Source organism: Hansschlegelia quercus (assembly GCF_004310425.1).
Classification (GTDB): Bacteria; Pseudomonadota; Alphaproteobacteria; order Rhizobiales; family Methylopilaceae; genus Methylopila; species Methylopila quercus.
The window spans coordinates 497,862-509,594 of sequence record NZ_SIUB01000003.1 but is presented as its reverse complement, the minus strand read 5'-3'; the positions used below and the strand labels follow the sequence as shown (position 1 = coordinate 509,594).

Genomic DNA, 11,733 nt, shown 5'->3' with positions numbered 1-11,733 from the left:
CGCCATGCTGGAAAGACTGGTTCCAAAACGCGCCAGGCAAATCAGCCGCGGCGTCGTCCCGGTGTGCGGGCTATATACGTCGCGACCTTTCGGGGTGTCAACGACGGACTTGGAAAAAAGTGACGGTGGCGTGAACCTGTTCGCCGCACCCCCGAGAGTCTCAAGCGCTTGCGGAGAGCGAGAAAGTTCGGCCGCGCCCATACTCCGGCCGAGCTCCCGCTCGCAGGCGATCCCGGTCCCTATAGATTACGTGAGTAAGGGCGATGCAGCGACTGGCGACGGCGTCGCTCTTCCGGAGGAGCGCTTGGTCCTACGCCGGCTCCCCCTGAGCCACGCCCTTTTGCGACACGCGATCCGGAGGCCTTAAGGCTGCGACCGGCCCCGATCGCGCCGCAATGAGCGCCTTATAGAGGTGGCCTTCGGGTTGGATGGCGCTTCGGACCGGAGTACGGTCGCGCCGATCGACGGGCGGCCTCAGTCGCGGGGGAACACCAAGCCTTGCAAGCCGGACGCATGACGCGCAACCAAGGGGCGGCATCGCCTTCGATCGACCTCGGCGTCGATCCGCTGAGCGCGGCCGGCGGCTCCGGCCCGCCGGATGCGCGTGCCGTCAGCCTGCGCTGGCTCGCGGGCACGGTGCTCACCGGGCTTGCCGGAGCGGGGCTTCTCGGCGGCGCGATCATCTCAACGCTTCAGGACGGCTCCGACATAGTGGACGCCTTGCGCTACGCCGCGCTCAAACGGCCAGACGAGGCGCGCTCGACGGGCGGCGCGCGTAAGGGGGACCGGCTGGTCGCCGAGCAGCAGACCGCGACCGCCCGCCAGACAATGCGGATCAGCGCCACGACACGGCACGGCGACCGGGAGATCGTGAAGATGCGCCCCTTCGTGCGCGTGTCCGCTCCGCTTGCCCAGGCGCCGACGGAGTTCGCGGCCTCCGTTCCGCGCTACGATCCGCTCAAGGCGATCGCGAACGCTCCCGACAAGGCCGCCCCCATTTCCGACGCCGACGGCGACCTCTCCTTCACCGTCAGCGACCTCGCCGGCCACCGCGTCGCGCCGGACGAAGGTCCGACGGTCCCGCCTGTGGAGGTCCGCGCCAAGGTGCGCGAGGCCGCGGCTTTCGAGCTTGCGTCGCGCTACCAGCCTGCGCAGATCGCGCCGGGCGCCCAAAGCCGCCTCGCCTTCGCGGACGAACAGAGCGGAGGCGGTCCCGTTCTCGCCTCCATCGATCCGCGCGGAACCTTCGGCAACATGACGCTGGTCGCCAAGGCCGCGCCGGACAAGGCGGAGGCCGCGTCTCCTGGGGAAAACACGATCGTCGTCACCGTCGACAGTCCGCTCGCGACCGCGCTTAGCCGCGACGCCGGCGTGCAGGCGGACGACGCGCGGGCCGTCGCGCAGAAATTCGCGGGCCGCGACGGCTATGGCGTCGCCTCCGTCATGGCGGGGCAGAAGCTCCGCGTCTTGATGGGCCGCTCCGCGGCGCCCGGCCTCGGTCGGCTGCAGCCGGTGCGGGTCAGCCTGTTCGACGCGGACGGCGACCATGTCGGTTCGGTCGCGCTTTCGGACCTCGGCGATTATGTCGCCGTCGCCGAAGTCAGCGATCTCGGCGACGAGCCCTCCGGCGACGAGGAGGGCGGCGGCGCCGACGATGCGGCCGAAGGCTCGCGCATGCGGCTCTACAACGGCCTCTACGAGGCGGCGCTGCGCAACAAGGTGCCGCGGCCCGTGATCGACGAGATGGTGCGGATCGTGTCCTACGACGTCGACTTCAACCGCGCCGTCGCGCCGAGCGACGATTTCGAGGTGTTCTACTGCGACCCCGACGAGCCGGGCGGTGACGGCGAAATCGCCTATATGGCGCTCAGCGTCGGCGGCGAGCAGCGGCGCTTCTACCGTTTCGAAACGGACGACGACGGCTATGTCGACTACTACGACGACGCAGGGAAATCGGCCCGCAAGTTCCTGATGCGCAAGCCGATGAATGGCGGCGTCATGCGCTCGGGCTTCGGCTTCCGCCGCCACCCCGTGCTTGGCTATTCCAAGATGCACACCGGCGTTGACTGGGCGGCGCCCGTCGGCACGCCGATCGTGGCTTCGGGCAACGGCACGGTGGAGAAGGCCGGATGGACGAGCGGCTACGGCCGGCAGGTCCGGCTCGCCCACGCCAACGGCTATGAGACCACCTACAACCACATGTCGGGGATCGGCCGCGGCGTGACGCCCGGCGCGACCGTCAAGCAGGGACAGATCGTAGGCTATGTCGGCTCGACCGGCCTCTCGACCGGCGCGCATCTGCATTACGAGGTGCTGATCAACGGCCGCTTCGTGAACCCGATGACGGTGAAGCTGCCGCGTGGCCGGGAACTAGACGGCGACGAACTCGCGGCCTTCAAGAAGGAGCGCGAGCGCATCGACGGTCTGGTCGGCCGCGGTCCGACCACCGCAGCCCGCGCCGAGGAGCGCGAGAGCGGGGGCTGAACAGCATGACCCCTCCCCGTGTTTGCGGAGAGGGGTCAATCGTCATTCAAGCCGCAGCCGACACGGTCCTCCGTCCGACCAGCAGACCGGAGCCGGTCGCCGTCACCGGCACGCGGTCGCCGTCCTTGATCGCGCCGGACAGGATGCCCTCGGCGAGCGGATCCTGGACGTATTTCTGGATCACCCGCTTCAGCGGCCGCGCCCCGTAGGCCGGGTCGTAGCCCTTCTCCGCTAGCCACTCGCGCGCGCTCTCGTCGAGATCGAGCACGATCTTGCGATCGTCGAGCAGCTTGCGCAGGCCGATGAGCTGGATGTCCACGATCGCGCCCATCTGCGCGCGCTTCAGCCTGTGGAACAGCACGATGTCGTCGACCCGGTTCAGGAACTCCGGCCGGAAATGCCCGCGCACCACGCCCATCACCTGCTCGCGCACCGCGTCGGTGTCCTCGCCCTCAGCCTGATTGACGAGATAGTCGGAGCCGAGATTGGAGGTCATGATCAGCAGCACGTTGCGGAAGTCGACCGTGCGGCCCTGGCCGTCCGTCAGGCGTCCGTCGTCGAGCACCTGCAGCAGGACGTTGAACACGTCCGGATGGGCCTTCTCGATCTCGTCGAAGAGCACGACCTGATAGGGCCGCCGGCGCACCGCCTCGGTGAGCGCCCCGCCCTCTTCATAACCCACATAGCCCGGAGGCGCGCCGATCAGGCGGCTGACGGCGTGCTTCTCCATGTATTCCGACATGTCGATGCGGACCATCGCTTGGTCGTCGTCGAACAGGAACGCGGCGAGCGCCTTGGTGAGCTCCGTCTTGCCGACGCCCGTCGGCCCCAGGAACATGAACGAGCCGATCGGCCGGTTGGGATCCTGAAGACCCGCACGCGCGCGCCTGACCGCGGTCGAGACCGCCTGCACCGCCTCGCCCTGGCCGACGATGCGCTTCGCCAGTTCGTCCTCCATGCGCAGAAGCTTGGCGCGCTCGCCCTCCAGCATCCGGTCGACCGGCACGCCGGTCCAGCGCGAGACGATCTGCGCGATCGAATCGGGCGTCACGACCTCCTGCACCATGTCGCCCGCCGATCCGCCCGCCTCCTCCGTCTCCTTCAGCTCGCGTTCGAGCTTGGGGATGACGCCATAGGCGAGCTCGCCGGCGCGGGCGAGATTGCCCTGCCGCTGCGCCTGTTCGAGCTCGATGCGGGCCTTGTCCAGGTTCTCCTTGAGCGACTGGGCGCGGCCGAGCTTGTCCTTCTCGTTCTGCCAGCGGGCGGTCAGGCCGTCGGCCTCCTCCTGCAGGCCGGCAAGTTCGGATTCCAGCTTCTCCAGCCGATCCCGTGACGCCTGATCGGTCTCCTTCTTCAGCGCCTCGCGCTCGATCTTCAGTTGGATAATTCGGCGGTCGAGCTCATCGAGCGCCTCGGGCTTCGAATCGACCTGCATGCGCAGCCGCGCCGACGCCTCGTCGACGAGGTCGATCGCCTTGTCCGGCAGGAAGCGGTCGGTGATGTAGCGGTTCGAGAGCATGGCCGCGGCGACCAGCGCCGAATCGGCGATCCGCACGCCATGGTGCAGCTCGTACTTCTCCTTGATGCCGCGCAGGATCGAGATCGTGTCCTCGACGGTCGGCTGGGAGACGAACACCGGCTGGAAGCGACGAGCGAGCGCGGCGTCCTTCTCGACGTGCTTGCGATACTCCTCAAGCGTGGTCGCGCCGACGCAATGCAGCTCGCCGCGCGCCAGCGCAGGCTTGAGCAGGTTCGACGCGTCCATCGCCCCGTCCGCCTTGCCCGCGCCGACCAGCGTGTGCATCTCGTCGATGAACAGGATGATCCCGCCCGCGGCGGCCGTGACTTCGGAAAGCACGGCCTTCAGCCGCTCCTCGAACTCGCCGCGATATTTCGCGCCGGCGATCAGCGAGCCAAGGTCGAGCGCGAGCAGGCGCTTGTCCTTGAGCGATTCGGGCACGTCCCCATTGACGATGCGAAGCGCGAGCCCTTCGACGATCGCCGTCTTGCCGACGCCAGGCTCGCCGATCAGCACCGGATTGTTCTTGGTGCGCCGGGACAGCACCTGGATCGTGCGGCGGATTTCCTCGTCGCGGCCGATGACCGGATCGAGCTTGCCCTCGCGCGCCACCTCGGTGAGGTCGCGGGCATACTTCTTCAGGGCGTCATAGGCGTTCTCGGCCGTCGCGGAATCGGCGGTGCGGCCCTTGCGAAGCGCCTCGATCGCCTTGTTCAGCGACTGCGCGTTGACGCCGGCCGCAGCCAGCGCCTTGCCGGCGTCGGTGTCCTTCTCGACAGCGAAAGCCGTAAGCAGGCGCTCCGCCGTAACAAACTGGTCGCCCGCCTTCTTCGCCAGATCCTCCGCCGCGGTGAACACGCGCGCGGTGGCCGGGGCGAGATAAAGGTTTCCGGCGCCCGAGCCGCCGACCGTCGCGACCTTCCGCAACGACGCCTCGACCGTGGCGCGCGCATCGGCAGGGCGGCCGCCAGCGCGCTCGATCAGGCCGGAAGCGAGGCCTTCGGGGTCGTCGAGCAGGACCTTTAGCACATGTTCGGGCAACAGCTGCTGATGACCCGCCGACGTCGAGGCGTTTTGAGCGGCCTGCAGGAAACCGCGGACGCGTTCTGTGTAGATTTCCGGGTTCATGCCCCTCTCCTCCTCAAGCGCGTCGTCCGCCTCCGCGATGGGCCGGCTGAAGACGCCTCACTGATAACCGCCTCCTGGCGGCAAAGGCCCCGATCGGCGACCTCGTGCGTCGATATGGGTGTTGCCATTTCGCCACGGAAGGGGAAGGTGGCCCGATCTGAAGCATTAAACTTTGATATCGATCAGACCCCATGACCGACCCCACTGGCCGCATCGTCGCCTTGCGCCGCTATCCCGTGAAGGGCCTTTCGTCCGAGGCGCTGTCCTCGGTCGAGGTGGAGGCCGGCAAGCCGATCGCCGGCGACCGCGCCTTCGCGATCGAGAACGGCCCTTCGGGCTTCGATCCCGCGAGCCCGGCCAAGATTCCGAAGATCCGCTTCCTCTGCCTGATGCGCAACGCCCGGCTGGCCGGGCTCGGCACGACCTACGATCCGGCGAGCGGCATGCTCGCCATCGCCAAGGACGGCGCGACCGCGTTCGAGGCGAAGCTGACGACGGAAGAAGGCCGCGCGGCGGTCGAGGATTGGTTCACCGGCTTCATGGAGGGCGAGCTGAACGGGCCGCTCAAGGTCCTTCCCGCCCCCGCCGGCCACACATTCTCCGACACCTCGCTCGGCGTGCTGTCGCTGATCAACCACGCGAGCGTCGCGGCGGTCGCGGGCATGGCCGGCAAAGACTCCGTCGACCCGCTGCGGTTTCGCGGCAATCTCGAGGTTTCCGGCTTCCGCGCCTGGGAGGAGCTCGAGTGGACCGGCCGGGAGCTCCTATCCGGCGGCGTCCGAATGCGGGTGGTGAAGCGGACGGTGCGGTGCGCCGCGACCGAGGTCGACCCGGCGACCGCCGAGCGCGACATCAGGATCCCAAAACTGCTGCAGCAGACTCTCGGGCACGCCGACTGCGGCGTCTATGTCGAGGCGCTGACCTCCGGCCGGCTTGAGGTGGGCGCGGAGATCGCGCTGGTTTAGCGCTGGCTGGGGCCCGAACGTTCGGCTCGCTCCCGACGACGCCGAAACGAAAAGAGCCGAGGCATCGCTGCCCCGGCTCTTCATTCGTCTCATGCGCATCGGCGCAAGCTCAGTCGGCGGCGCCTTCCGGGGCCGTCTCGGGCTCGGCGCCGGCGGCTTCGCCCTCGCCCGTCCGGGCGCGGCCATAGCGGCGGCGGCGGCTGCGGGGGGCGACCCGGCCCTCGCCCTGGTCGTCATCACCGGCTTCGGCAGCGACCGGGGGCGTTTCGGGGGCGGCGACCACGACCGGCTCGGGCGCAACTGTCGGCCGCGCCGGCGCGGGCTCGGCGCGAACCGGCTGCTCCTTGGTGATGAAGGACGGCAGATCGCCGACGAAGGGCTGCTCCTCGGCGCCGCGATCGGCGCGCGGCTGACGCTCGCCACGCTCGGGTCGCTCGCCACGGTCGAACTGGCGCTCGCCGCGGTTCTCCGAACGGTCGCGATCCGGTCGGTCGCGCCGCTCGTTGCGGTCGAAGCGGCGCTCGCCGCCTTGCCCGTTCTGCTGACCGTTCTGGCCGCCCTGACCGTTCTGGCCATTGTTGTTTTGGCGGTTGCGGTCGCCGTTGAAGCGTTGCTGGCCGTTATTCTCGGGAGCCCCGGCGCCGCCCTGGAGCGACTGGCCGTTCGGCTCGGCGTTGGAGTTCTCGCCGCTCTCCTCGTCGTCGTCCCCGTGATTGTAGTCCTCGGAGTCGGCGCGCACGAAGGTCTGGTTCGGCTGGTACTGCGCCTGCGCCACGGCCAGCATGCGGTAATAATGCTCGGCGTGCTGGAGATAGTTCTCCGCCGCGACCGGGTCGCCGGAGGTCAGCGCGTCGCGCGAAAGCTGGACGTACTTGTCGGCGATCGTGCCGGCGGTGCCGCGGATCTTCACATCCGGGCCGTTCGACTCGTAGGAGCGCGTCAGCGGATTGGGGCCTCGGCCGCCACCGCCGCCACCGCCGCCACCGTTTCCGCCGCCGCCACCGCCGCCATTGCGGTTGCGCCCGCGCATCCGCTTCGACTGTCCTTGCCTCATAGGATTCAAGATCAACACTCGTCTTGGCTTGTGATGGCCTTAAAGGCCCGGGAGCGACCGAGCGCGTTCGATACGCCGGACCCGCCGACCTCGCGGCGAGAGAGCCGTGAGGGTGGCTGCGGTCAGACCGTCGGAGAACCCAAAGGCTCGTGACGGCGTCCCAGCGCGATCGATGCTTAGCGTCGATCCTTCGGAGCCTGCGCCGACGCGTCGTGCAACCTGCGCGCTCCGAAATCATCCGCCCGTCGCTCACAGGCTCGAATGTCGAGCGGGCGTCGGGCGATTCCGATATCGAACATAGCCATCGCCGCCGGGGATTCCAAGGGTTTTTTGACGGCGGTCCTAGCGGCCCGGCCAAAGGCACACGAGCGCGCGCGGGACGCCCCCGAGGTCGCGCTTCGCGGGCCGGACGTCGAACCCCGCCGCGGCGGCCAGGAGAGCGACGTCCGCCTCCTGTCCCACGCCGAGCTCGAGGACCAGAACGCTCCCCGCACCCATCAGCCGGGGCGCGTCCTGGGCGATTGCTGCGTAGGCGTCGAGACCGGCCGCGCCGCCATCGAGCGCGAGATGCGGATCGTGCTCGCGGACCTCACGGTCGAGGCCGGCGATCTCGCCCGCCGCGATGTAAGGCGGGTTCGAGATCACGAGGTCGAACGGCCCGGACAGCGAGGCGGCCCAGTCGCCGACAAGGAAGGCGGCGCGACCGCCAAGGCCAAGCGCCCGCGCGTTGCGGCGGGCCGTCGCCGCGGCTTCGGCGCTCCGGTCGACGCCGATTCCGTAGGCGTCCTTTCGCTCGGAAAGCAGCGCAAGCAGCAGGCAGCCGGTTCCGGCGCCGAGATCGAGAATTCTGAGCGGACCATCCCGTCCTTCGAGCGCGTCGAGCGCTGCCTGGACCACGGTCTCACTGTCCGGTCGAGGCACGAGCGTCGCCGGCGACAGCGCGAAATCGAGCCCCCAGAACTCGCGCCGACCGAGAATGCGCGCCACGGGCTCTCCGGCTCCCCGACGCGCGACCATCACATCCAGCCGATCGATCCCTTCGAGAGGCGCCGCGTCGCCGCCGCGGCTGAGCAGGGCCGCATGATCGAGGCGGAACGCTTCGAGCGCGAGCAGCCGGGCGTCGAGGTCGGGACTATCGACGCCCGCCGCGCCCAGCCTTGCGGTTGCGGCGCGCAAGGCCTCGCCGAGCGTCACGCCGCGGCATCCTCGGAGGCGAGCAGGCGGGCGCGGCTCTCCGCCAGCAGCGCGTCGACGACCTCGCCGAGCCCGCTGCCCTCCATCACCGCGTCGAGCTTGTGCAGGGTGAGGCCGATGCGATGGTCGGTGACGCGTCCCTGCGGGAAATTGTACGTGCGGATGCGCTCCGACCTGTCGCCGGAGCCGACTTGGCCGCGTCTTGCGTCTGCGCGCGCGCTGTCGACCCGCTCGCGCTCGATGTCGAACAGCTTTGCGCGCAGCAGCGCGATCGCCCTTGCGCGGTTGCGGTGCTGGGACCGCTCGTCCTGCACGGCGACAGCCAGCCCGGTCGGCAGATGCGTCACTCTGACGGCCGACTCCGTCTTGTTGACGTGCTGGCCGCCGGCGCCTTGCGCCCGGTACACGTCGAAGCGCAGTTCGCTGTCGTCGAGATCGACGTCGACCTCCTCCGCCTCCGGCAGAACGGCGACCGTCGCGGCGGAGGTATGGATGCGGCCTGAGCCTTCGGTCGCCGGCACGCGCTGGACGCGATGGACGCCGGACTCGAACTTCAGTCGCGCGAACACGCTGGAGCCGTGGATCTGCGCGATGATCTCGCGGAAGCCGCCGACCGCCCCCTCGCTCGCCGTCATCACCTCGACCGTCCAGCCTTGGGCTTCGGCGTAGCGCTGATACATGCGGAACAGATCGCCGGCGAACAAAGCGGCCTCGTCGCCGCCCGTGCCGGCGCGCACTTCGAGGATGACGCCGCGGGCGTCCGCCTCGTCCTTCGGCAAGAGCTCGAGCTGCAGCGCCTCGACGGCCGCCGCGCGGCGCTCGCGCGCCTCGTGCAGTTCGGCTTCGGCCAGCGCCCGGACTTCAGGGTCTCCTTTGGCGTCTGCGGCGAGCAGAGCGAGGTCGCCGATCTCCGCCTCGATCGCGTGCAGTTCCTCGATTGCGCCGACCACGGGCGCGAGCTCCGCGCGCTCGCGGCCGAGCTTGGCGAGGACTGCGCCGTCGGTGGTTTCGCCCAGCGCATGCTCGACCGTCGCGAAGCGGTCGAGGACCTGGTCGAGCCTCTCGGCGGGCAGTTCAGCGCTCACGGCTCGACCTGCAGGCCGCGCTTGGCCGCAAAGGCCTTCAGCTCCGCACGGATCGAATGCGCCCCGTCGCTCCGCGCCAGCAGCGGCTCCACGAAAGCCGCGAGCTCTGCCGCGTCGACGTCGAGCAGAGCCGCCTTCACCGGACCGATCGAAGCCGGCGACATCGACAGTGAGCGGTAGCCAACGCCAATGAGCGCCATCGCCTCGAGCGGACGGGAGCCGATCTCTCCGCACAAAGTCACCGGCGTGCCGGTCTCGCCGGCCTTCTGCGCGATGCGCTGAAGGGCGCGCAAGAAGCCCGGGCTCAACGGATCGAAGCGGGTCGAGACACGCGCGTTGCCGCGGTCGACCGCGAACAGGAACTGCATGAGGTCGTTGGAGCCGACCGAAACGAAGTCCGCGCGCGCCAGGATCTCGTCGAGCTGGAACAGCAGCGAGGGCACCTCAATCATCACGCCAAGCTGGAGCGACGACGGCAGCGGATGGCCGTGCCTCACGAGCCGTGCGTGCTCGCGACGAACCAGCGCGCGCGCCTCGTCGAACTCGGAGACGCTCGCGACCATCGGGAACATGATCCTGAGGTCGCGGCCGCCGGCGGCGTTCAGCAGCGCGCGGATTTGGGTGCGCAGCAGGGCCGGGCGATCGAGGCCCAGCCGGATCGCGCGCCAGCCGAGGGCCGGGTTCTCCTCCGGCTCGTTGCGCATGTAAGGCAGGATCTTGTCGCCGCCGACGTCGAGCGTGCGGAAGGTGACGGGCTTGCCGTCGGCTGCGTCCAGCACCGCGCGGTAGAGCTGCTGCTGAGCCGCGGTCCGCGGCATCGAGGACGCCACCATGAACTGCAGCTCGGTGCGGAACAGGCCGATGCCCGCGGCGCCGGTCTCGACGATGTGCGGCAGGTCGACCAGCAGGCCGGCGTTCAGCATCAGCGCGACCTCCGCGCCGTCCTTGGTCTTGGAAGGCTTGTCGCGGAGCGCGCGGTACTGCTCCTGCTTGCGGGCGCGGAAGCGGACCTTGTCGATGTAGGAGCGCTCGACGTCCGCGGTCGGACGGATGTGCACGTCGCCGGAGACGCCGTCGACGATGATGGCGTCTCCGCCCTCGACGAGGCCGGTCGCGTTCGCGATCTGCCCGACGGCGGCGATCCCCAGCGCCCGCGCGACGATCACCACGTGGCTCGACGCCGAGCCCTCCTCCAGCACGAGGCCGCGCAGCCTTGTGCGATCGTAGTCGAGCAGCGCGGCCGGCCCCATCGAGCGCGCGACGACGATCGCGTTCTCCGGCAGTTGCGTCAGCTCAGCTGTCATCCCTTTGCCCGGCGAGACAAGCTCGCGCAGCAGCCGGTTCGCGAGGTCGTCGAGATCGTGCAGCCGCTCGCGCAGGTAAGGATCGGTCTGGCGCTGCATACGGGCGCGGGTGTCGGACTGCACGCGCTCGACGGCGGCTTCCGCCGTGAGGCCCGTCAGCACCGCCTCCTGCATGCGCCGACCCCAGCCGCGATCGTTCGCGAACATGCGGAAGGCTTCCAGCACGTCGCGGTGTTCGCCGGCGCGGGCGACTTCGCTCTGGTCGATCAGTTTGTCGAGGGACGTTCGCAGGCTCGCAAGCGCGTCCTCCAGCCGCTTGAGCTCGGCCGCGGAATCCTCGGCGATCAGCTTCTTGATGACGACGCGCGGCTCGTGCAGCACGACATGGCCAAGGCCGAGGCCCTCGGACAGCGGCTGGCCTTCGGCGTGGGACGGCCGCCTGCCCGCGAGGCTCGGATCTTCGGGCCCGCCGAGCTCACCGCTCGCGATCATCTCCGCGATCACCATCGCGGTGGTCTGGAGCGCCTCGATCTCCTCGTCGGAATAGGTTCGGTGCGACTTGTTCTGGACGACGAGCACGCCGAGCGTGTTGCCCGACCGCAGAATCGGGACGCCGAGGAAGGAGTGGTAGATCTCCTCGCCCGTTTCCGGCTTGTAGGCGAAGGACGGGTGCGACTGGGCGTCGGACAGGTTGACCGGCTCGGCCTCGTCCGCGACGAGGCCGACGAGACCCTCGCCCTTGCGCATCATGGTCGCGTGGACCGCCGTGCGGTTCAGGCCCTCGGTCGCGAACAGCTCGAGGTCTCCGCCCCCGCGCAGCACGTAGACCGAGCAGACCTCCGCCACCATGTTGTTGGCGATCAGCACGACGATGCGGTCGAGACGCTCCTGAGCGGTGACCGGCTCCGCCATGACTTCGCGCAGCCGGCGCAAAAGCACGCGCGGGCCGCCATACGCGCCTCGCATCTTCCGCTCTCCGGGCGAGGAATACCCTCGCTTG

Annotated in this window: 7 protein-coding genes; 2 read left to right on the top strand and 5 right to left on the bottom strand. The window is 69.3% G+C overall.

Annotated features, from left to right (window positions below):
• Positions 1-513: 513 nt before the first annotated feature.
• Positions 514-2,484: a M23 family metallopeptidase gene (locus EYR15_RS09435; RefSeq protein ID WP_131003260.1), complete on the top strand. Its 1,971-nt coding sequence runs from the start codon at positions 514-516 to the stop codon at positions 2,482-2,484.
• Positions 2,485-2,530: 46 nt separating this feature from the next.
• On the opposite strand, the gene clpB is transcribed toward EYR15_RS09435, so the two are convergent.
• Entirely contained in the window at positions 2,531-5,131 is a 2,601-nt protein-coding gene (clpB, locus tag EYR15_RS09430; protein ID WP_131003259.1) for an ATP-dependent chaperone ClpB, read from the bottom strand.
• A 191-nt stretch (positions 5,132-5,322) separates the two neighbouring features.
• Between clpB and EYR15_RS09425 the strand changes: the two genes are divergently transcribed.
• Positions 5,323-6,096, top strand: a complete 774-nt coding sequence (locus EYR15_RS09425; protein WP_131003258.1) for an MOSC domain-containing protein — start codon at positions 5,323-5,325, stop codon at positions 6,094-6,096.
• Positions 6,097-6,205: 109 nt separating this feature from the next.
• On the opposite strand, the gene EYR15_RS09420 is transcribed toward EYR15_RS09425, so the two are convergent.
• The 4 genes from EYR15_RS09420 to ptsP all read right to left on the bottom strand — a co-directional run bounded on the left by EYR15_RS09420 (position 6,206) and on the right by ptsP (position 11,699).
• Positions 6,206-7,126, bottom strand: coding sequence for a DUF4167 domain-containing protein (locus EYR15_RS09420; RefSeq protein WP_245498221.1), 921 nt, complete (start codon positions 7,124-7,126; stop codon positions 6,206-6,208).
• A 366-nt stretch (positions 7,127-7,492) separates the two neighbouring features.
• Positions 7,493-8,344 (bottom strand): peptide chain release factor N(5)-glutamine methyltransferase, encoded by an 852-nt coding sequence (gene prmC / locus EYR15_RS09415; RefSeq protein WP_131003256.1) that lies wholly within the window; start codon positions 8,342-8,344, stop codon positions 7,493-7,495.
• The gene (gene prfA / locus EYR15_RS09410; protein WP_131003255.1) at positions 8,341-9,429 is read right to left on the bottom strand and encodes a peptide chain release factor 1; all 1,089 of its coding nucleotides are present in this window, start codon (positions 9,427-9,429) and stop codon (positions 8,341-8,343) included. The genes prmC and prfA overlap by 4 nt, the downstream gene beginning before the upstream one ends.
• Positions 9,426-11,699, bottom strand: coding sequence for a phosphoenolpyruvate--protein phosphotransferase (gene ptsP, locus EYR15_RS09405; protein ID WP_131003254.1), 2,274 nt, complete (start codon positions 11,697-11,699; stop codon positions 9,426-9,428). The genes prfA and ptsP overlap by 4 nt, the downstream gene beginning before the upstream one ends.
• Positions 11,700-11,733: the final 34 nt, after the last annotated feature.

What these genes read in the sequence shown, in the direction of transcription:
- EYR15_RS09435 (WP_131003260.1), top strand. Translation starts at nt 514, where the DNA reads ATGACGCGCAACCAAGGGGCGGCATCGCCTTCGATCGACCTCGGCGTC.
- clpB (WP_131003259.1), bottom strand. Translation starts at nt 5,131, where the DNA reads ATGAACCCGGAAATCTACACAGAACGCGTCCGCGGTTTCCTGCAGGCC.
- EYR15_RS09425 (WP_131003258.1), top strand. Translation starts at nt 5,323, where the DNA reads ATGACCGACCCCACTGGCCGCATCGTCGCCTTGCGCCGCTATCCCGTG.
- EYR15_RS09420 (WP_245498221.1), bottom strand. Translation starts at nt 7,126, where the DNA reads ATGCGCGGGCGCAACCGCAATGGCGGCGGTGGCGGCGGCGGAAACGGT.
- ptsP (WP_131003254.1), bottom strand. Translation starts at nt 11,699, where the DNA reads ATGCGAGGCGCGTATGGCGGCCCGCGCGTGCTTTTGCGCCGGCTGCGC.